Source organism: Pseudomonas sp. 1121_17 (assembly GCF_052850745.1).
In genome coordinates this window covers 84,784-106,017 of sequence record NZ_VXCX01000014.1, presented here as the reverse complement: position 1 = coordinate 106,017, position 21,234 = coordinate 84,784, and the positions used below count along the sequence as shown (strand labels likewise).

The following is a 21,234-nucleotide window of genomic DNA, read 5'->3' as shown; positions in this document are numbered from 1 at the left end:
AGATTTCGGCGGCGAAGCTGAGATCTGGGGCCGCTGCGCAGCCCTTTCGCGACCGCTCCTACAGGCGCTGTGAGTCTGGAACCTATTGCTCATTACACCAGTCATTCTGCTCAAGTGAGGTGTGACCTGACGGATGTCGATAACGCTTCATCCCCACGCCCCCCCTGCGAGACTCAAACCTTGGACAACCACCGGCAAACCGGCTCTCATGATCGTGCGCTCGACTGGCTGAACTTCTTTCTGGCTGATGTTCGCGATGGCCTGGGGCCGTATCTGGCGATCTACCTGCTCGCCGTGCACCAATGGCAACCGGCGAGCATCGGCCTGGTCATGACCATCGCCGGGGTTACCGCGCTGCTGGCGCAGGCACCGGCCGGGGCATTGATCGACCGCACGCCAGCCAAACGTGCAGTGGTGGCGATTGCCGCGCTGCTGGTTACCGGTAGCTGCCTGTTGCTGCCGCTGATCTCATCGTTCGGGCTGGTGGCGTTGACCCAGACCATCAGCGCCATAGCAGGCTCGGTATTCGCCCCGGCGATCGCCGCCATCACTCTCGGCATCACCGGCCCGAAGGCATTTACCCGTCGCGTGGGCCGTAACGAGACCTTCAACCATGCCGGCAATGCGTTCTCGGCGTTGCTCGCCGGCGGCCTGGCCTATGTATATGGGCCGGTGGTGGTGTTCTACCTGATGGCCGCGTTGACAATCGCCAGCATCATTGCCGTCAAACGAGTTCCGCCAGCAGCCATCGACCACCAGTTGGCCCGTGGCCTGTCCCACACGCCAACCGGCGACACCCAGCCAGCCGGACTGAGCCTGCTGCTGCACAACCGCACACTGCTGCTGTTCGCCGTGTGCTGCGCGCTTTTCCATCTGGCCAACGCAGCAATGCTGCCGCTGGTAAGCCAGAAGCTGGCCCAGGTGGACCTGCGCCTGGCCACACCGCTGACCTCAGCCTGCATTGTCGCGGCGCAACTGGTGATGGTGCCGATGGCACTACTGGTTGGCGCCAAGGCCGAGCAGTGGGGGCGCAAGCCGTTTCTGCTGGTGGGATTCTTGATCCTGCCTCTACGAGGCGCGCTATACGTCCTCTCGGACAATCCCTTCTGGCTGGTCGGCGTGCAGCTGCTCGACGGCATCGGCGCGGGGATCTTCGGCGCGCTGTTCCCGATCGTGGTCAAGGACCTGACCGAGGGTACCGGGCGCTTCAATGTCAGCCTCGGCGCATTGACCGCGGTGTTCAGCCTCGGCGCTGCACTAAGCCCGGGAATCGCTGGTTTGGTGGTACAGTCGGCCGGTTATGACGCAGCCTTCCTGACCCTGGCTGGCATCGCCGCTGCGGCGTTCGTGCTGGTACTGGTCGCGCTGCCGGAAACCTCCTCCCGCTCGGCCGAAGCGCCGACGGTCGTCCCTACTGTGGCAGGAAGCTGAATCCACCATGCCTGTTGTAGATACTGCTCTGATCATCTGGTTGGTGGCGGCCCTCGCCACTTGTGGCGTCATCCTGCGTCCCTGGCGCATCCCCGAATACGTCTGGGCCATGGGTGGCGCGCTGCTGCTCACCATGCTCGGCCTGATTGCGCCACAAAAAGCCTTGGCTGCGATGGCCGAAGGCGGCGACGTATACCTGTTTCTGATCGGCATGATGGTACTGGCCGAACTGGCGCGCCAGGAAGGCTTGTTCGATTGGCTGGCGCGCTATGCCGTAAGCCACGCCCGCGGCTCCGGGCAGCGCTTGTTCGACCTGGTCTTTCTGGTCGGCACCCTAGTCACCGTATTCCTCTCCAACGATGCCACCGCCGTGGTGTTGACCCCGGCGGTGTATGCGGCGTGCAAGGCGGCCAAAGCCGAGCCCCTGCCCTATCTGTTCATCTGCGCATTCATCGCCAACGCCGCGAGCTTCGTCCTGCCGATTTCCAACCCGGCCAACCTGGTGGTCTTCGGTAGCCAGATGCCGCCGTTGCTGGAGTGGCTGAGGCAGTTCAGCCTGCCTTCGCTGGCAGCGATCAGCCTGACCTACATAGTGCTGCGCCTGACCCAGCGTAAACAGATCATGAAGCCACTGGCGCTGACCGTCGACTCGCAGCCGCTGACTCCCGGGGCCAAGCTGTGCGCGCTGGGCATTGTCCTGACCGGGGCGCTGCTGCTGACCGCCTCGGCGCTGGACACTGCGCTGGGCCTGCCAACCTTTTGCGCTGGCCTGACCACCACCGCCTTGATTCACCTGAGCCAGCGCCGCAGCCCGATGCCGGTGCTGCGCCATGTCGCGTGGGGCGTACTGCCTTTGGTGGCCGGTTTGTTCGTGCTGGTCGAAGCCTTGGCCCAGACCGGCGTCATCGATCATCTCGCGCATGCCCTGGCGGCACTCGCCGAACAGTCGCCAGCGCAAGCCAGTTGGGCTGCCGGGCTCGGTGTGGCGATTGCCAGTAACCTGATGAACAACCTGCCCAGCGGGCTGATCGCAGGCTCGATGGGGCACATTGTGCAGTTGCCTGGGCAAACCACGGCGGCGCTGCTGATCGGCGTCGACCTGGGTCCCAATCTGTCGATCACCGGCTCACTGGCGACCCTGCTGTGGCTGGTAGCCATCCGCCGTGAGGGGGAGAATGTCAGCGCCTGGCGCTTCCTGCGGCTGGGCTTGCTGGTCATGCCGCCGGCATTGGCGGCTGCGCTGTGGGCCGTGACATTTTGAACAGGCGCTGGCGTAAGCCGCAGCGCCCAGCGCGAGGATAATGCATGCTTTACGTTGTCATGCTCGGCGGGCGCCACCCGCGCGCCAGCATCGAAGTCCACGATGTAGTCTTTGCCCAGGGCGACTCGCTCGAGCAGCTCTACCCTGAACTACGCAATGCCTGGTTCGGCAGCCTGAAAGGGCTGCACGTCGACTCCTGGCTGGAAGTGCACGGCATCGACAATTACCGCGTCGAGTTCAGCCAGGCAGCGCCGCAACCCGGGGCACTGCGCTTGTTCTTCCTCAATCTGGGCGGTTACGAGCGGCAGGTGTTCGGCGAAGCGCACCGTTATCTGTTGGTGGCTGCCAGGGACAAAGCCGAGGCCAAGCAGTTGGGTAAACAGCGCATGGCCGCTGGCTGGTTGAAGCCGCATACCGACGCAATACTCGACGTTGATGATTGCCTGCCGATCGATCTGCTGGCTGGGCGCTATGTGCATCTGGTCGAGGGCGAGCATCAGGGCATTCGCCAGCGCAGCGACTACATCCTTATCTAAGCCACCCGCTCAGGGCCGGCGGCGCAGATAGCTTTCCAGCGGGTCTTTGCTCAACCCTTCCTGCGCCTGTGCGACCGAGGCGATAAACAGCGAGAACAGCTCGGACTGCTTGCCGATGTCGAGCTTGGCGTACAAGTGTTTGCGATGGGTCTTGACCGTGTCCTCGCTGATACCGAGTCGCTCTGCCAATGAGCGTATAGAGTGCCCACGCAGCATGTACTGCGCGACCAGGCATTCCCGCTCGGTCAGCAACGACGAGCCAAACTTCACCAACGCTGCATTGATCTGCCGCCCCAGCGCACTCTCGAAACGCCCACCAAGCATGTGCGCATCCAGGTCGCCCCAATGCCGACGCACCACCGCCAGCACCCACGGTGCGATGCGCTTGAGTTCGGCAACTTGCTGCCTGCTCAATCGCGAGGTGCTGGCCAGCGCAACGGCGATGGTCAGCTTCGGCCCGAGTGGCACCAGGTAATTGATCTCTTCCTCCAGCCGCGCATGCTGATAAAACAACAGGTAGTACTCACTGCGCTTGAAGTGGTCCGGCGCGACATCGCTGAGGCGATAGCAGCCGGGCGCAATGCCCTCCAGGCTCGCGCGGTAGAACGGGCACAGTAGATAGAAGCCTTCCAGATACTTGCGCACGTTACCCTCAGGCATCCACGGCCCCTCATCGTCGCGCTCGAACAGCGTCGACGGCAGGCCTTCATGGGGAAACAGAAACACCGTGATGGCATTGGCCGGCGCCAGCAGGATCAGCGCTGAATACAGCGACTCGACAAAGGCCGAGGTGCCGATGCAATCGGTCACCTGTGCCATGTGCTGAAACCACTGTTCGGATCCAAGCCGGTCTGTACTCATCACGGGCGTCTCATGTGCGCCTTGGGTCAGCGCTTAACGCAGCTGGAACCAGGTAGTTTTCAGGTGGGTGTACTTGTCGAACGAATGCAGCGACAGGTCACGACCAAAGCCGGACTGCTTGCCGCCACCGAACGGCACGCTGACATCCAGCGCGTCCATGGTGTTGACCGACACCGTACCAGCCTTCAGCGCCCTGGCAACCCGGTGCGCGCGGTTGAGGTCGTCGCTCCACACCGAGGCCGCCAGGCCGTAGACACTGTTATTGGCCAGCGCTACCGCCTGCACCTCATCGTCAAAGGCGGTGACGGCCAGCACTGGGCCGAAAATCTCTTCACGGGCCAGCTTGCTGCCCGGTTTTACCTCGGTAAATACAGTGGGCTGGATAAAGTTGGATGAGCCATTGAACGTCAGTTGCTGGCCTCCGCAACGCAGCTGCGCGCCCTCCTCCTGCGCTTGCCCGATAGCACGCATGATCCGCGCGGTTTGCTCGCTGTCGACAATGGCCCCGGCGGCACTCGCCGGGTTGAGCGGATCACCCGGCAGCCACGCCTGCGCCTTCGCAATCACCCGCTCGACGAACTCGTCGTGAATAGCTCTCTGCACGTACAACCGTGAATTGGCCGAGCACACTTCGCCTTGATTGAAGAAGATCCCGAACGCAGCTTTTTCAGCTGCCAGATCGAGATTCTGGCAGTCGGCAAACACCAGATTCGGGCTTTTGCCACCGCACTCCAGCCAGACCTGCTTGAGGTTGGACTGGGCCGAGTACTGCATGAAGTACTTGCCCACCTGAGTCGAGCCGGTGAACACCAGGCAATCGACATCCGGGTGCAGCCCCAAGGCTTTGCCGGCTTGCTCGCCGAGGCCCGGGACAACGTTGAGCACCCCTTCTGGAATGCCCGCCTCCAGCGCCAGCTGGCCTAAACGCAAGGCGGAAAACGGCGACTGCTCGGCTGGCTTCAACACCACGCTGTTCCCGGCAGCCAGTGCCGGCGCCAGCTTCCAGGCCGCCATGTCCAGGGGGAAGTTCCACGGCACCACCGCAGCGATCACGCCCAGTGGCTCGCGGGTGATGGTGGCCAGCGTGTTGGCAGCCGTCGGCGCGACCTGATCGTAGAGTTTGTCCAGCGCCTCGCCATACCAGGCGAACACTCCGGCTGCGCCCGGCACATCAATGTTGTAGGCGTCCATCACCGGCTTGCCCATGTTCAGCGAGTCGAGCAAGGCCAACTCCTCACGGTGCACCAGCAGCAGTTCGGCCAGTTTCAGCAGGATCTTCTTGCGCTCACCTGGCGCCATGCGTGCCCACGGCCCCTGGTCGAAGGCCTGGCGCGCAGAACGCACTGCCAGGTCCACTTCACGCTCACCGCAGGCTGCAACCTGCGCCAACTCCTGATTGGTTGCGGGGTTGATAGCGGTAAAAGTCGCCCCTGTAGACGACTGCACCGCCCGGCCGCCGATGAGCGCGGTGTCGATGAAGGTTTGGCGCTGGGCCCGCTGTTGCCAGTAGTTGAGGTCGAACACGCTGCACTCCTCTTGCGACCGTTTGCCGGTCCGTTGTTATTGACTGGAGACAATCGTGCGCCACTCGCAGCGGCAGGCAAATTCGCAAAAATGTGGTCCGGACCCATGAAAAAGCTCTGCAGCCACACCAGTTCGCAGCTCACCCCAAAGGGTGATTTCGGTGGTTTTCGAGGTGTGGGAGCATTTCCGGGACTTCAGTTGCATCCGCCCTGCGCGACTCCCAAAAAAGAGAACAAACGTCATGAACGCACCCTTCATCCCGCAACGAAACACCCAGGACTATCAAAAGGCCGACGCGGCCCACCACATCCATGCGTTTCTCGATCAAAAGGCCCTCAACGCCGAAGGGCCGCGAGTGATGGTCCGCGGCGAGCGTTTGAATTTGTGGGACAACGACGGCAACCGTTATCTGGATGGCATGTCCGGCTTGTGGTGCACGCAACTGGGCTACGGCCGCAAGGACCTGACCAGCGCCGCTGCCGCGCAGATGGATCAGTTGGCGTACTACAACATGTTCTTTCACACCACTCACCCGGCGGTAATCGAGCTGTCCGAACTGCTCTTCAGCCTACTGCCGGGCCATTACAGCCACGCGATCTACACCAACTCCGGCTCCGAAGCCAACGAAGTGCTGATCCGCACCGTGCGCCGTTACTGGCAGGTGCTGGGCAAGCCGCAGAAGAAGGTCATGATCGGCCGCTGGAATGGTTACCACGGCTCGACCCTGGCCGCCACCGCACTGGGCGGGATGAAGTTCATGCATGAGATGGGCGGGATGATCCCCGACATCGCCCACATCGACGAGCCGTACTGGTACGCCAACGGCGGCGAGCTGACCCCCGCCGAATTCGGCCGACGCTGCGCGCTGCAGCTTGAAGAAAAAATCCTCGAACTGGGCGCGGACAACGTCGCTGGTTTCATTGCCGAGCCGTTCCAGGGCGCCGGCGGCATGATCTTCCCGGCTGAAAGCTACTGGCCCGAGATCCAGCGCATCTGCCGCCAGTACAACGTGCTGCTGTGCGCCGATGAGGTGATCGGCGGCTTTGGCCGCACCGGCGAATGGTTCGCCCACCAGCACTTCGGCTTCGAGCCCGACACCCTGTCGATCGCCAAGGGCCTGACCAGCGGCTATATCCCCATGGGCGGGCTGGTGTTGAGCAAGCGCATCGCCGAGGCGCTGGTCGAGCGCGGCGGTGTATTTGCCCACGGCCTGACTTACTCCGGCCACCCCGTTGCGGCGGCAGTGGCGGTGGCCAACCTCAAGGCCTTGCGTGACGAAGGCATCGTGCGCCGGGTCAAGGACGACACCGGTCCTTATCTGCAGCAACTCCTGCACGAGGCGTTTGCCGCTCACCCGCTTATTGGAGAGATTCAGGGCACTGGCCTGCTGGCGGCGTTGCAGTTCGCCGAGGACAAACCAACCCGCAAACGCTTCGCCCATGAAAACGACCTGGCCTGGCAGTGCCGCACCTATGGCTTTGAGGAAGGCGTGATCATCCGCTCGACCCTGGGCCGCATGATCATGGCCCCGGCGCTGATCGCCAGCCGCAGCGAGCTTGATGAGCTGGTCGAAAAAACCCGCCTGGCCGTCGACCGCACCGCGCGCAGCATCGGCCGCCTCTGACCCGAGCGCAACGCCCAGCCCGATCCGGCTGGGCGCCTTGCGTGCAGCGCTGCGCACCCTCTCGACACGGCTTCATCATCGGTAGCGAGTACACCTCGCCTACTGCAGCGTCCTGTATTCGCCTTCCAGGAGTTCGCAATGACTATAACAACAAGCTCAGCCGACACTCACTGTGCGCAAGCCCCGGCGTCTCGCCGCTTTCGCCAATCCATGGGCCTACCCGCGCTGGTGCTGTTCGGCCTGGCCTACATGGTCCCGCTGGCCGTGTTCACCACCTATGGCCTGGTCACCCAGATGACCAAAGGGCACTTGCCCACGGCCTACCTGCTGACCCTCGGCGCGATGTTGCTGACCGCTTACAGCTACGGCCGCATGGTCCAGGCCCATCCCTATTCTGGCTCGGTGTACAGCTACACCCGTAAAGCCTTCGGCAGCTACTTCGGCTTCATGGCCGGCTGGACTTTGCTGCTCGACTACATCTTCCTGCCGCTGCTCAGCTACCTGCTGATCGGCATCTACATGTCTGAGTACTTCCCGGCAGTGCCGGCCTGGGTCTGGGTGCTCGGCTCGATCAGCCTGGTGACCTTTCTCAACCTGATCGGCATCGAGTCGATTACTCGGGTCAACTGGATTCTGGTAGTGGTGCAGTTGGTGTTCATCGTGGTCTTCGTGGCGCTGTCGGTCAGCAGCCTGAGTGGCCAGGGCGAGCCAGTGTCGCTGTTCAAGCCGTTCTACCACGACGGTTTCAGTGTGCCGCTGGTGATGACCGGCGCGGCCGTGCTGTGCCTGTCATTCCTCGGCTTCGATGCGGTTTCAACCATGGCTGAGGAAACCAGCAACCCGCAGTACCGCATCCCGCTGGCGATCATGGTGGTGTCGCTGGTGGGCGGCCTGCTGTTCTTGCTGGTGTCCTATTTTGCCCAGCAGGTGTTCCCCGACTGGGCCAGCTTCGCCGACCCCGACTCGGCCTCGGTGGATGTCATGCGCCGGGTCGGCGGCGAGCTGCTGGTCAGCGCCTTCACTGCCACCTATGTCGCCGGCTGCTTTGCCTCGGCGATGGTGTCCCAGGCCAGCGTGTCGCGGGTGCTGTTCGCCATGGGCCGCGACGGCGCGCTGCCGCGGGTGTTCGGCCAGTTGCGCACGAAAAAGCGGGTGCCGGCCAGCGCCATTCTGCTGGTCAGTGTGATGTCGTTACTGGCACTGGTGCTGACCCTGGACACGGTGGCCAACATGATCAGCTTCGGCGCGCTGTTTGCCTTCTCGGCGGTGAACCTGGCGGTGGTCAAGCACTACCTGGTCGACCAGCAACTGCGCGGACCGCGCAATTACCTGCTGTATGGGGCCATTCCGGCATTGGGTTTTCTCAGTACCTTGTGGCTGTGGAGCAGCCTGTCGAGCATGTCATTCACGATCGGCTTGAGCTGGATGGGGTTGGGCTTGCTGTGCCTGCTTGGGCTGACTCGGGCGTTCCAGGTTAAGCTGCCGGAGTTGCAGCTGGCTGAGTGACCAGCGAACAGCGCGGCAGCGCTGTTCAGGTTGGCCTACGGCAAAGCCGTCAGCGAGTGACCGCAGCCTTGCTCCCCAAGGCGCGCGCATCGGTGTTTTTGAACCCATTAAGCAGCGCATGCGCAGCAAGACCAATCAGCAAGCCCCAGAACGCACCGCCGATACCCAGCAAGGTAATGTTGGCGGCAGCGGCCAGAAAGGTGATCAACGCCGCTTCACGGGTTTTCGCATCGGCGGTCGCGCTGGCCAGGCTGCCGCCGATGGTGCCCAGCAAGGCCAGCCCGGCCAGGGTGGTGATGAAGCTTGCCGGCAAGGCCATGAACAGCGCCGCCAGGGTCGCCCCGAACACCCCTACCAACACATACAGCAAACCAGCGGCAATGCCGGCGATCCAGCGCTTGGACGGCTGTTCGTGGGCTTCCTTGCCGGTGCAAATGGCTGCAGTGATCGCTGCCAGGTTGAACGCATGCGAGCCGAACGGCGCCATCAACAGCGAACCCAGCCCGGTCACCGTCACGATGGGGCTGGCGCTAGTGTCGTAGCCATCGTTGCGCAGCACCAGCATGCCCGGCATGTACTGCCCGGTCAGGGTGATCAGAAATAGCGGCAAAGCCACACTCAGCAGCGCATTGAGCGAGAACTGCGGCGCGGTGAACACCGGCTCGGTCAGTTGCCAGTGCAGGCCGGACAGGTCAAGCCGGCCCTGCACCAGCAAAAAGCTCAACCCCAGCAGCAGAATGCCGGCCACTGCATAACGCGCAGTGAAGCGCTTGAGCAGCAGGTAGCAGCCAATCAGCAGCCCGGCCAGCAGCGGATCGATGCTGACGCTGCTGAACGCACCAATGCCAAACTGCAGCAAAATCCCGGCCAGCAGCCCTGCTGCTACTCCTGGTGGAATCAACGCGATGACCTTGTCGAACCAGCCGGAACAGCCCAGCAGCACGAAGGCCGCGGCACAGACCATGTAGGCGCCTACCGCTTCGGCATAAGTCGTAGTTGCCAGCGCAACGACCAGAAACGCCGCAGCCGGGGTCGACCAGGCGGTGATGATCGGTGCGCGATAGCGCCAGCTCAGGTACATCCCGGTAATGCCCACGCCAATCGACACCGACCAGACCCACGAGGCCGTCAGCTCAGGGCTCAGGCCGGCCACCTTGGCCGCCTGGAACACCAGGATGAAGGTGCCGCCATAGTTGACGATGACCGATACCAGACCGGCGATGATCGGGTGCAGCAGATCGCTCGGGCGCAGCGACCAGCGAGAGGCATTGAGTGACATGGTGAACAAGCTCCAGGCAGTGGCGAGGCGCAGAGTCTACGGATAGACTGGCCTGCCGCTTCAGGCCAATTCATGCAGTCAGGGCAGACCACATGGCAAAAACGTTCGAACTCGAAACTCTGCAGATGCGCTTGGCCGACAGCGAATTTGCCACTCTCGATCTGCACCAGCGAATCCAGCGCGCACTGCGTGCACTGATTCTCGAAGGCTCGCTGAGTGCCGGCCTGAAGCTGCCCGCCACGCGAGTGCTGGCGCGCTCGCTCGGCGTGGCCCGCGACACCGTCGAAAACGCCTATGTGCAGTTGCAGCGCGATGGCTACATCAACCGCCGCGGCGGCGCCGGCAGCTACGTCGCGCAAACCCTGGGCAGCGAGTTGCATGGCGCCGCTCGCCGGCGCATGCAGCAACGCGACGCACGCCGTGCTCAAGCCGCCACGCAAGCGGCCGGGCTGAGCCAGCGCGGCCAGCAGATCCTCGCTAGCGGCGGCATCCATGACCAGCAGGCGATCAAGGCCTTCGCTACAGGCCTGCCGGAAACCCGCAGCTTCCCCACTGAGACCTGGGAGCGCCTGCAACGCCAGGTCATGAAGGACTACCGCGGCAACGTCTTGCTGCATGGTGACCCGCAGGGTGCCGAGCCGCTGCGCAAGGCCATCGCCACGTACCTCAACCTTGAGCGCGGCGCCAACTGCAAGCCCGAGCAAATTCTGGTGCTGAGCAGTACCCGCCAAGCGTTGTTCCTGTGCGCGCAGTTGCTGGTAGACGCGGGCAAACCCATCCTGCTGGAGAACCCCGGCTATTTTGGCGCGAAAAAAGCTTTCGAAGCGGCCGAGGCCAAGGTCGTGCCGATCGACGTCGATGAACAAGGCGTGCGCATCGACCTGCTGCGTGCCGATCGCAGCGGTGCCAATTGCCTGTACGTGACGCCGTCGCATCAATACCCCACCGGCGCCACCCTGCCGCTGGCGCGCCGGCTGGAGCTGCTCGGCTGGGCGGCCGAGCACGGCAAATGGATCATTGAGGACGACTACGACAGCGAGTTTCACTACGACGGGCTGCCCACCGCCTGCATGCAAGGGCTGGACCGCTACCAGCGCTCGATCTACCTCGGCACCTTCAGCAAGACCCTGTTCCCCGGCCTGCGCATGGGCTACATGATCCTGCCCGAACAACTGGTGCAGCCGTTTGCCTGCGCCCGCAGCATCATCGACGGGCATACCCCGCAGATCCTGCAACTGACCCTGGCGCGCTTCATGGAAGACGGCCATTACAACGCCCACGTGCGCGCCATGCGCAAACTCTACAGCCGGCGCCGCCTGTACATGCTCGATGCCATCGCCAGGTACCTGCCAGGCATTGCCACCGCCCTGCACCCGCAAGGCGGGCTGCAGATTCCCTGCCTGCTCGAGGCGGGCTGGAGCGAGCAGGACACCATCCGCGTAGCGGCCAGCGCCGGCGTGCAGTTGCCTGGCCTGAGCCGGCTCTACGCGGGCGAGCACAAGCAGCAAGGCTGGCTGCTAGGTTACTCGTCCCTGACCGAGCATGAAATCGAGACGGCCATGTCTTGTTTGGCCAAGGCTTTGAGAAGCCAATAAGCCTGCCGCCAAGCCCGGAGTGGTCTGGTTATTCGGCTGAAATCGGACTGCCAGACGCGACCACAAGCTGATTAACATGCGTGCCCAACGGCGCTGCTCAGCGCAGCATTGACTTGAGCAGCAGAGGCGCTTGCGCAAGGCATCGACCCGGCGCACATGGGCAAGGCTTTTTCGGTACACACCCTTGGCGGTGTTAAAGACGCTCAAGGCCAGGCCAAGCTCGACTTAGCCGACACCAAACAGCTGTGGCAACACCTGGAACAGCTCCGCCAGCGCCATGATGTCAGGTGGCTGACCCAGTGCGCTGTGGCTACCTGGGGCAGAAGTCCGATACCGGGTGATGACCCTGTTGCAAGAGGCCTCGATCAGACGAGCACGCCATGCAGTAGCAGTGCAGCAAGCCGTGCCCTGATGAGTCACATGAATGAATATTCATGCAAGGCTGCGGCTCAGTGCTGCCGGGGCTGACGGGCCATCCGGGCAGGCTCGCCGGGGGCGGTTTGCTTGAGCAGCAGCGGGTGCTTGCGTAGCATCGCCGACCCGGTGACCTCTCCACCCCGAAGAACGCGCATGCCCCAACCCATCCCCCTCAAGGATCACGAACAGGAAAAGCAGCTGGTCAACCGCCGCCTGTTGGTCTGCGCCGTGCTGACCTGCAGCCTCGTTGCGGTGCTGATCGCTCGCCTGTACGTGCTGCAGGTGCTGCAGCACGACCAGCAGAGCGCCGTTTCCGAAAACAACCGCGTGCACGTCCTGCCGATCGCGCCCGAGCGCGGCCTGATCTACGACCGCAACGGCGTCGTGCTGGCCGACAACAAGCCCAGCTTCAACCTGACCATGACCCGCGAGCGCGCTGGCGATTCAGCCAAGGTGCTCGACAGTCTGACGCAGATCCTCGGCCTGGCCGACGACGACCGTCAGCAGTTCAACAAGGATCTGCGCCGTGGGCGTAAACCGTTCGAACCGGTGACCTTGATGGTGGGCCTGAGCGAAGAACAGATCGCTCTGATTGCCGTCAATCAGTTCCGCCTGCCGGGGCTTGATGTAGAGCCGCAGTTTATCCGTGAGTACCCGCTCAATGAGCACTTTGCGCACTCGGTGGGCTATGTCGGCCGGATCAACGAGAAGGAAGCCAAGACCCTCGACAGCACCGAGTACCGCGGTACCCAGTCGATCGGCAAGACTGGCGTCGAGCGCTTCTACGAGGATCGGTTGCACGGCCATGTCGGCTACGAAGAGGTCGAGACCAACGCCCAGGGCCGGGTCATGCGCGTGCTCCGCCATCAGGACCCGATCCCGGGCAAGGACATCATCCTCAGCCTTGACGTGCAGCTGCAGCAGGCCGCCGAAAAAGCCCTGGGCGATCGCCGTGGCTCGGTGGTGGCGCTCGACCCCGCCACCGGCGATGTGCTGGCGATGGTCAGCAACCCAAGCTTTGATCCTAACCTGTTCGTCAAAGGCATCAGCTTCAAGCAATACGCCGCGCTGCGCGATTCGATCGACCGGCCGCTGTTCAACCGGGTGCTGCGCGGTTTGTATGCGCCGGGTTCGACGATCAAACCGGAGGTGGCCATCGCCGGCCTCGACAGCGGCGTAATGACGCCCGCCAACCGGGTGTTCGACCCCGGCTACTACGAGCTGCCCAACTACGACCACAAGTACCGCAACTGGAACCGCAGCGGCGATGGCTGGGTAGACATGTACACCGCGATCATGCGCTCCAACGACACCTACTTCTATGACCTCGCGCACAAGCTGGGCATCGACCGCCTGCATGACTACATGGCCGAGTTCGGCCTCGGCCAGAAGGTCTCCCTGGACATGTTCGAGGAAGCCGCCGGGCTGATGCCGTCGCAGCAATGGAAGCGCGCGACTCGCCGTCAGGCGTGGTTCCCCGGTGAAACGCTGATCCTGGGGATTGGCCAGGGCTACATGCAGGTCACCCCGTTGCAGCTGGCCCAGGCCACCAGCCTGCTCGCCAGCAAAGGCGTGTGGCACCGCCCGCACCTGGCCCGGAGCATTGGTGGCGAGCCGCCGCGGGATCCGCACCCGATGCCGGATATCGTCCTGCACGACAAGCGCGCGTGGGACCAAGTCAGCCAGGGCATGCAGATGGTCATGCACGACCCGCGCGGCATCGCCCGCGCCTCGGCGGCTGGCGCCCAGTACCGGATTGCCGGCAAGAGCGGTACCGCGCAGGTAGTGGCGATTCGTCAGGGCGAGCGCTACGACCGCAACAAGACCCTGGAGCGGCACCGCGACAATGCCTTGTTCGTCGGTTTCGCCCCTGCCGAGCATCCCTCGATTGTGGTGGCGGTGATGATCGAAAATGGCGAAGCCGGCGGCCGCGTCGCCGGGCCGGTGGTGCGCGAGGTGATGGATGCCTGGCTGCTGGACAGCCAGGGCCATCTGAAGCCCGAATATGCCGGTGGTGAGCACGCTTCGCCGCATTCCTGACTCGCTGCGCAGACGGCCACGCATACAGAACCCCTTTAAAGGAATAAGAGTATTCTTTCTTATTCCTTTTTAAATAAACCCAGTTCTTCTATAACTGTCTGCACTGTACAGCCGCCAACAGCTGGCCAACTGTCTGCAGCGCAGCACCCCATCAACAGCAAGCCCCAACAGCCTCGACGATTGCTCAAGCAAAGTCCCCCACTCAATTGACCTGGAGACTCGCACATGAGCAACCCGCTCGACAACGCTGCCCTGGCCGGCGGTATTGCCCACCCCGCTCGCTCTTCGGCCCTTGGCATTGCCCGCGAGCTGGCTGAGCAGTTTGCTCAAACCGCAGTCGAGCGCGACGAACGCGGCGGCACGCCCAAGCGCGAGCGTGACGCCCTGCGCAGCAGTGGCCTGCTCGCGCTGACCATCCCCACCGCCTATGGCGGCCAGGGCGCCAACTGGCGCGAAACGCTCGAAGTGGTGCGCGAATTCGCCCGGGTCGATAGCTCGATTGCCCATGTGTTCGGCTTCCATCACTTGATGCTGGCCACCGTGCGCCTGTTCTCGCGCCCCGAGCAATGGCAACCATGGTTCGAGCAGACGGCGCGCAAGCATTGGTTCTGGGGCAACGCCCTCAACCCTCTGGACACCCGCACCGTGGTCAAGCACTTCGACGGCTGGTGCGAGTTCTCCGGGCAAAAGAGCTTCTGTTCCGGCGCCAGCGATTCTGAGATGCTGATCGCATCGGCCGTGGACGAACGTGCCGGCGGCAAGCTATTGATCGCGGCCATCCCAAGCGCCCGCACCGGCATCAGCCTGCACAACGACTGGAACAACATTGGCCAACGCCAGACCGACAGCGGCAGCGCCACCTTCGAACGGGTGCGGGTCGAGCAAGACGAACTACTGCTCGACCCTGGCCCGCTGAGCACGCCATTCGCTGCATTGCGCCCGCTGATTGCTCAGTTGCACTTCGCCAACCTGTTCCTCGGCATCGCCGAAGGCGCCTTTGCAGAAGCGCGCCAGTACAGCTTCAAGGAAAGCCGCCCCTGGTTCCGCTCCAGCGCGGCACAGGTCAGCGAAGACCCTTATGTGCTGCGCCATTATGGCGAGTTCTGGGTGGGCCTGGAAAGCGTGCGCTTGCTGATCGAACGCGCCGCCGACCAGCTCGATGCTGCCTGGCAGCAGGAGCATGCGTTGAGTGCAGAGCAACGCGGCGACCTCGCCCTGGCCATCGGCACCGCCAAGGTCGCGGCAACCCGCCACGGCCTGGATATCTGCAACCGCCTGTTCGAAGTCACCGGTGCCCGCGCCACCCATGCCTCACTGCGCTTCGACCGGCATTGGCGCAACCTGCGCACGCAAACCCTGCACGACCCCGTGGATTACCGCATCCACGAGCTCGGCGAGTGGGCTCTCAACGGCAAGCGCCCTGTCCCGTCCTTCTATTCCTAAAGGCACGCCCATGCAATTGCTCACCCTCCCCCCGTCACCGTCACTGGCCACCTCGATCCGGGCGACTGCGCAGGTCTTCGAAGACCCCAGGTCGCAGGCGCTGCTGGCCCACTTGCAACAGGTTGCGCCAAGTGAGGCCAGCGTGCTGATCATCGGCGAGACCGGCACGGGCAAGGAGTTGGTGGCGCGCCATATCCACGACCTTAGCAGGCGTCGCAACGGGCCGTTCATCGCGGTCAACTGCGGGGCGTTTTCCGAGTCGCTGGTCGAGGCCGAGTTGTTCGGCCACGAGAAAGGTGCCTTTACTGGCGCGCTCGCCGCCAAGGCCGGCTGGTTCGAGGAAGCCAATGGCGGCACGCTGTTTCTCGACGAGATCGGCGACCTGCCCTTGCCGATCCAGGTCAAGCTGCTGCGCGTATTGCAGGAGCGCGAGGTGGTCAGGCTAGGCTCGCGCAAGAGCATCCCGATCAATGTGCGGGTGCTGGCAGCCACCAACGTGCAGCTGGAAAAAGCCATCAATGCCGGGCATTTTCGTGAAGACCTGTACTATCGCCTGAGCGTAGTGACGCTGTCGCTGCACCCTCTGCGCGATCGCCCCGGCGATATCATGCCGCTGGTGCGCCACTTCATCCGCCGCTACAGCGAACGCTTGGGTTATGGCCCGGTCGAGCTCAGCCCACGCGCGCAGGCCAAGCTGGTCGAATACAGCTGGCCGGGCAATATTCGCGAGCTGGAAAACGTCATCCATCACAGCCTGCTGACCTGCGGCAACGGTGAAATCCAGGCGCAGGATCTGCGCATGTCCAACCTGCGCCTGGAGCGCCAGGAGGATGCCGCCGCCAGCCATGGTGGTTCGGCAGAAGAGCTGCTGGAGCAAGCGTTCAGCCGGCTGTTTGAGGAGCAGTCCGGTGAGTTGTTCGAGAAAGTCGAGAACGCCCTGCTGCGTTCGGCGTATCACTTCTGTCACTACAACCAGGTGCATACCGCGCAGTTGCTGGGGCTGTCGCGCAATGTCACGCGCACCCGCTTGATCGCGATTGGCGAACTGGTGGTGAACAAGCGCCGCAATCAGGAGGAAAGCGTGCATAGCCGGGTGGTGGGTTTGTCCATCTGACCTGCAGCCCTGCTTGCAGCCAGGGTCAGTCTGGGCTGACCCGCACGAGGGAACGACGGACCTTGTCCAGCAGCTCGCCAATCTGGAACGGCTTGATCAGCATATCCATGCCCGAGCCGAGAAACGCCTGCCGATCCAGCGCGGTCTCGGCGTAGCCGGTCATGAACAGCACCGGTAAGCCTGGCCGGTAAACCCGGGCCATATCAGCCAGCTCGCGACCGCTGATACCCGGTAGGCCGACGTCGGTGAGAAGCAGTTCGATACTGCTGTCGTTGCGCAGATGGTCCAGCGCCTGCTCGATGGTTTCCGCCAAGGTATAGCGGTAGCCAGCGTCAGCCATCACCTCAGCCACCGACAGGCGTACCGAAGCCATGTCCTCGACGATCAGCACGTGCTCACCTGCGCCTCTTTGATCGACGTGGGCCACCAGCGCCTCGCTGACCGCTTCGCGGTTGCTGGCAGGCAACAGCAGGGTCACTTCCGTGCCCTGCCCCTGGGCACTGCGCAACGCGACATGGCCACCGGACTGGCGAGCGAAGCCGTAGATGGTCGACAGACCAAGGCCGGTGCCCTGCCCCAAAGGTTTGGTGGTGAAGAATGGGTCGAAGACCTTCTCCAGCAGGTCCGGGGCGATACCACTGCCGTCATCGCGTACCGTCACGGCGATGTAAGCGCCATCCTGAAGATTGGGGTCGGCACTGGCCACCACTGCGGAGGTAGTGACCCAGATATGCCCGCCTTTGATCAACGCATCGCGGGCGTTGATCACCAGGTTGAGCACGGCGCTTTCCAGTTGCACCGGATCGACCAGCGCAGTCGCCGGGCACTCGCTCAGCTGCAACTGCAGATCGATGCGTTCACCGATGGTGCGGGTCAGCAGCTCTTGCAGCGAACGTACGCGCTCGTTGACATCGACCGGATGCGTATCCAGCGGCTGCTGCCGCGCAAAGGCCAGCAGACGATGAGTCAGCGAGGCCGCGCTCATCGCCGAGCTCAGCGCCGCATCGGCATAGTTGGGCACTTTTTCCAAGCGGTTTTCGCCGACGCGTTTACGGATCAGCTCGAGGCTGGTGATGATCCCGGTGAGCAAGTTGTTGAAGTCGTGGGCGATACCGCCAGTCAGGCTGCCCAGAGCGTCCATCTTCTGCAGTTGCAGCAGCTGCGCTTCAGTGCGGGCGCGCTGGGCCACTTCGCGGGCCAGCTGGGTGTTGGCATCATCGAGCTTGGCCAGGTGCGAGCGCTCGCGGTGGCGATGCTCGGTGACGTCCTCAACGAACACCAGGCACAAACCGGGGGTGCGATATGGCGACAACTGCCAGTCGGTGTCGCGCAACTGGCCTCTCACCGTCATGCCCAAGGTACCGCGCCAGCGCTCGCCGTCTGCCAGGTGCCGACGCAAGGCAGCCAGGGCCAGTTCCTGGCCCGGGGTGAAGCATTCCAGCAGCACTTCAGGCTGCTGATTATCCTGAATCAGCTGGGCGAATGCCTGGTTGCACTCGTGCACTTTGAACTGCGCATCCAGCACTGCAATCGGCGCCGACACGTTGCTGAAAATCTCGCGAAAACGCGCCTCGCTTTCACGCAGGGCGCGCTCGGTGTCACGCACCCGCAGCAAGGTGCGCAGAGTCGCCTGCAGCACATCCGGGTCGACCGGGTGCACCAGGTAGGCATCGGCTCCGGCCTCAAGACCGGTAATGATGTCGCCGGTCAGGATCGACGCAGCCGAGACATGGATCACCGGCAGCAACGCCGTCTCGGGATCGGCGCGCAACAGGCGCACGACATCGAAACCGCTCATGTCCGGCAGGTTCACATCCAGGATCAGCGCATCGATCTGTTCATTGCGGATCATCTCCAGGCCGTCGCCGCCAGTGCCTGCCTCGAGCACCTGATAGCCGTGCAGGGCCAGCCGCCGACGCAGCGCGTAACGGGTGGTGGCGTTGTCGTCGACGATCAGCAGGCGGATCTCAGAGCTCATCGGCGCTCTCCTGGGCGATGGCAAGCGGGATGATTACAAAGAACGTCGAGCCTACCCCGGGTTCACTTTCTACGCCCACTTCTCCGCCCAGCAGCGCAGCGAAGCGTTTACACAAGGACAGGCCCAAGCCAGTCCCGCGCAGGCGTTTCTGCAAAGGCGAGTCGACCTGGGCGAAGTCTTCGAACAGGGCGACGAGCAGTTCCGAGGCAATACCGATACCCGAATCACTGACGGCAAAGCGGATGCGGTCAGTACCGTGCAGACGGGCCGACACGCGGATTTCGCCGCGCAGGGTAAATTTCAGGGCGTTGGCAATGAAGTTGCGCAGGATCTGCGCCAGCTTCTTGTCATCGGTATACAGCTGCGGCAAGCCTTGCGGCTCTTCGAAGATCAGGTCGACCGCGCCCATGTCGACGATCGGCCGGAACATCCCGCGCAAGGCGGCGAACAGGTCGAGCATATCGAACCAGGCTGGCGAGATATTGATCCGCCCGGCCTCGATCTTGGCCAGGTCGAGCAAGTCGTCGACCATGTCGCTGAGCTCGCGGGTCGCCGAGCTGATGAAGCCGACCTGCAACTGCTGTTCCTTGCTCAGCGGCCCGTCGATTTCGTCAGCGAGCAGGCTGGTGATGCTCAGGATCGAGCCCAGCGGCGTGCGGAATTCGTGGCTCATGTAGGCCAGGAAGCGGCTCTTGAGGTCGGATGCCTGGCGCAATTGCTCAGCCTGCACGTCCAGCTCGGCATACAGTGCGAGCACGCCCTGATTGGTCTCTTCAAGCTCGTCGCGCAAGGCTTCATTGTCGGCTTGCAAGCGGCTGATGAGGGCGGCCTGCTCCGCCGAATCGGGAATCTGTTCAGGCATAAGCAGCCTCCAGGTCGATGACCAATACGGTGACATCATCACGACCGCGGCAAAAATCTCGGTGCAGAACCCCAGCAATGATCGCCGGGTGGCGCGGGGCCAGGCCCGGGTAGGCTTGCAAGTTCCAACGCGATTGCAGCCCGTCGCTGTACATGATCAACAGATTTCCCTGTACCTGAGCGTAGTTGAACACCTGACCCTTGCGGTATTGACCGCCGACGATGCCGGGATACGAGGTCAGCCCGCGCGGACGTTCGCCGCCTACCAGCGTCGCACCGATGTTGCCGATACCGATAAAGGCCAGGTTGTCCGCTGCAGCGTCATACTGGGCAATCGCCGCCGCGCCGCCGCGCGTGCCGCCCATGGCGTGGTGCATTTCGGCGAGCAACTGTTCGGGTTCGCTGAAGGGGGTTCGAGCAAACTCCGTAGCGCCCGCCAGGGCGGCAGAGGCAGCCTCGCTGCCATGACCGAGGCCATCGACCACCAGGGCACTCAGGCGCTGCTGATCGCGGGCGACATACCAGGTGTCGCCACAGGCTGGATCGTTGTGCAGTGAATGCTGACTGACGCCAATGCGTACGTCGGCGCCCTTGACATCGCGACGATGCAAACGCGCCAGCACCGCCGCGCCGCGCTCGTCCGCATACACATCGAACACCTGCGCCTGGCGGCTGACCGCGCCCAGGCCGATGCCTTGGGTACCAGCTGTGGAATACCTGTCCGTCAGGCAGGCGTGCACGTCAAAGCCAGGGCCTCGATCGATGGCCAAGAGCTCGAGTGCATGTGCCGCGCCATGCGGCAAGACACGCAGGTGCAGTTCGCCGCGTTCGGCATGCTTGAGCACATTGCTGGCAAGCTCGGTGGCAACCAGCGCCGCACGGCCTGCGTCGGCCTGATCAAAACCGTGGTCTTGGGCAAGCTTTTGCACGGTGCGCCGAGCATGGCCCACCTGGCTGCTGTCATCGAGCGTCAACACCTGGGTCAGGCTGGCCGCAAAAGTCATGTCCATCGAGTTATGGTCACCCGAGTGCCTTGCCCTGGGGCGGTATCCAACTCGAACTCGTCGACCAATCGGCGCGCCCCGGTCAGGCCCAGACCCATGCCGTTGCCAGAGGTCCAGCCATCGGTCAGGGCCAGCTTGGTATCGGGGATACCCGGACCTTCGTCACGAAACACCAGACGCAGACCCACCCGGCCAAGGCCGTCGATGATCTCCCAGTCCATGTCGCCGCCACCGCCATACACCACGGTGTTACGCGCCAGCTCGCTGACAGCGGTGACCATCTTGGTCAGGTCGACCAGGCGCATGCCGCATTCGCTGGCCAGCTTGCGCGCCAGTTGACGCGCCAGCACCACATCCTGCTCGATGCGTACCGGTTGACTGCCGCTATCGCGGACGTTCATGACTGGCCTACCCGCTGGCGCAGCAGGTGCATGCCGCGATCAACGTTAAGTGCCGTGCTGACACCGGGCAAGGTCAGCCCCAGTTCGACCAGGGTGATAGCGACCGCAGGCTGCATGCCGACCAGCACCGTCTCGGCGTCAAGGATGCGCGACAGTCCGGAAATAGTGGCGATCATGCGGCCGATGAACGAATCGACCATATCCAGCGCCGAGATGTCGATCAGCACGCCGCGGGCGTTGGTCTGGTCGATGCGGCTGGTCAGGTCATCCTGCAGGCGCAGCGCCAGCTCGTCATGCATGTCTACCTGGATGGTCACCAGCAAAAACTGGCCCATCTGCAGGATCGGGATACGCTCCAT

The 21,234-nt window shown here is 63.3% G+C and carries 17 protein-coding genes; 9 read left to right on the top strand and 8 right to left on the bottom strand.

The window, feature by feature from the left end; all coding sequences use genetic code 11:
• Nucleotides 1-180 precede the first annotated feature (180 nt).
• The 3 genes from FW789_RS21645 to FW789_RS21635 are packed head-to-tail and all read left to right on the top strand — an operon-like array spanning nucleotide 181 to nucleotide 3,228.
• Complete coding sequence (locus tag FW789_RS21645) at nucleotides 181-1,431, top strand: MFS transporter (protein WP_446432011.1); 1,251 nt, start codon at nucleotides 181-183, stop codon at nucleotides 1,429-1,431.
• A 7-nt stretch (nucleotides 1,432-1,438) separates the two neighbouring features.
• A complete protein-coding gene (locus FW789_RS21640; RefSeq protein WP_446432010.1) occupies nucleotides 1,439-2,692 on the top strand; it encodes an arsenic transporter in 1,254 nt (417 codons plus the stop codon).
• A gap of 44 nt (nucleotides 2,693-2,736) precedes the next feature.
• Nucleotides 2,737-3,228: a DUF1543 domain-containing protein gene (locus tag FW789_RS21635; RefSeq protein WP_103437569.1), complete on the top strand. Its 492-nt coding sequence runs from the start codon at nucleotides 2,737-2,739 to the stop codon at nucleotides 3,226-3,228.
• A 9-nt stretch (nucleotides 3,229-3,237) separates the two neighbouring features.
• On the opposite strand, the gene FW789_RS21630 is transcribed toward FW789_RS21635, so the two are convergent.
• Nucleotides 3,238-4,089 (bottom strand): response regulator transcription factor, encoded by an 852-nt coding sequence (locus tag FW789_RS21630; RefSeq protein WP_446432009.1) that lies wholly within the window; start codon nucleotides 4,087-4,089, stop codon nucleotides 3,238-3,240.
• 33 nt (nucleotides 4,090-4,122) lie between these two features.
• Nucleotides 4,123-5,613 carry an aldehyde dehydrogenase family protein gene (locus tag FW789_RS21625; RefSeq protein WP_207073502.1) on the bottom strand — a complete coding sequence of 497 codons (1,491 nt, stop codon included), beginning with the start codon at nucleotides 5,611-5,613 and terminating at the stop codon, nucleotides 4,123-4,125.
• Between the two features lie 241 nt (nucleotides 5,614-5,854).
• On the opposite strand from FW789_RS21625, the gene FW789_RS21620 reads away from it, so the two are divergent.
• Both FW789_RS21620 and FW789_RS21615 read left to right on the top strand, forming a co-directional pair.
• On the top strand, nucleotides 5,855-7,237 hold the full coding sequence (locus tag FW789_RS21620; RefSeq protein WP_446432008.1) for an aspartate aminotransferase family protein: 1,383 nt from the start codon (nucleotides 5,855-5,857) through the stop codon (nucleotides 7,235-7,237).
• 138 nt (nucleotides 7,238-7,375) lie between these two features.
• Nucleotides 7,376-8,743 carry an APC family permease gene (locus FW789_RS21615; RefSeq protein ID WP_411563011.1) on the top strand — a complete coding sequence of 456 codons (1,368 nt, stop codon included), beginning with the start codon at nucleotides 7,376-7,378 and terminating at the stop codon, nucleotides 8,741-8,743.
• 49 nt (nucleotides 8,744-8,792) lie between these two features.
• Here FW789_RS21615 and FW789_RS21610 read toward each other — a convergent pair whose 3' ends face one another.
• Nucleotides 8,793-10,022 carry a benzoate/H(+) symporter BenE family transporter gene (locus tag FW789_RS21610; RefSeq protein WP_446432007.1) on the bottom strand — a complete coding sequence of 410 codons (1,230 nt, stop codon included), beginning with the start codon at nucleotides 10,020-10,022 and terminating at the stop codon, nucleotides 8,793-8,795.
• A 92-nt stretch (nucleotides 10,023-10,114) separates the two neighbouring features.
• Between FW789_RS21610 and pdxR the strand changes: the two genes are divergently transcribed.
• From pdxR to FW789_RS21590, 4 genes are all read left to right on the top strand, one after another.
• A complete protein-coding gene (gene pdxR, locus FW789_RS21605; RefSeq protein ID WP_446432006.1) occupies nucleotides 10,115-11,617 on the top strand; it encodes a MocR-like pyridoxine biosynthesis transcription factor PdxR in 1,503 nt (500 codons plus the stop codon).
• A gap of 570 nt (nucleotides 11,618-12,187) precedes the next feature.
• Nucleotides 12,188-14,074, top strand: a complete 1,887-nt coding sequence (mrdA, locus tag FW789_RS21600; protein WP_186700944.1) for a penicillin-binding protein 2 — start codon at nucleotides 12,188-12,190, stop codon at nucleotides 14,072-14,074.
• A gap of 225 nt (nucleotides 14,075-14,299) precedes the next feature.
• Entirely contained in the window at nucleotides 14,300-15,517 is a 1,218-nt protein-coding gene (locus tag FW789_RS21595) for an acyl-CoA dehydrogenase family protein (RefSeq protein ID WP_446432005.1), read from the top strand.
• A gap of 10 nt (nucleotides 15,518-15,527) precedes the next feature.
• Entirely contained in the window at nucleotides 15,528-16,631 is a 1,104-nt protein-coding gene (locus tag FW789_RS21590; protein ID WP_207073489.1) for a sigma-54 interaction domain-containing protein, read from the top strand.
• A gap of 25 nt (nucleotides 16,632-16,656) precedes the next feature.
• Here the strand turns inward: FW789_RS21590 and FW789_RS21585 are convergent, their stop codons facing one another.
• Genes FW789_RS21585 through FW789_RS21565 form a run of 5 tightly spaced genes read right to left on the bottom strand, consistent with a single transcriptional unit; the run spans nucleotide 16,657 to nucleotide 21,234 of the window.
• Nucleotides 16,657-18,609, bottom strand: a complete 1,953-nt coding sequence (locus FW789_RS21585; RefSeq protein WP_411563008.1) for a response regulator — start codon at nucleotides 18,607-18,609, stop codon at nucleotides 16,657-16,659.
• A complete protein-coding gene (locus FW789_RS21580; RefSeq protein ID WP_411563007.1) occupies nucleotides 18,599-19,471 on the bottom strand; it encodes a sensor histidine kinase in 873 nt (290 codons plus the stop codon). Before FW789_RS21580 ends, FW789_RS21585 begins: the two co-directional genes overlap by 11 nt.
• Nucleotides 19,464-20,480 carry an ATP-binding protein gene (locus FW789_RS21575; RefSeq protein WP_411563006.1) on the bottom strand — a complete coding sequence of 339 codons (1,017 nt, stop codon included), beginning with the start codon at nucleotides 20,478-20,480 and terminating at the stop codon, nucleotides 19,464-19,466. Before FW789_RS21575 ends, FW789_RS21580 begins: the two co-directional genes overlap by 8 nt.
• Nucleotides 20,471-20,875 (bottom strand): anti-sigma regulatory factor, encoded by a 405-nt coding sequence (locus tag FW789_RS21570; protein ID WP_101319912.1) that lies wholly within the window; start codon nucleotides 20,873-20,875, stop codon nucleotides 20,471-20,473. Before FW789_RS21570 ends, FW789_RS21575 begins: the two co-directional genes overlap by 10 nt.
• Nucleotides 20,872-21,234 (bottom strand): STAS domain-containing protein, encoded by a 363-nt coding sequence (locus FW789_RS21565; protein WP_101319914.1) that lies wholly within the window; start codon nucleotides 21,232-21,234, stop codon nucleotides 20,872-20,874. Before FW789_RS21565 ends, FW789_RS21570 begins: the two co-directional genes overlap by 4 nt.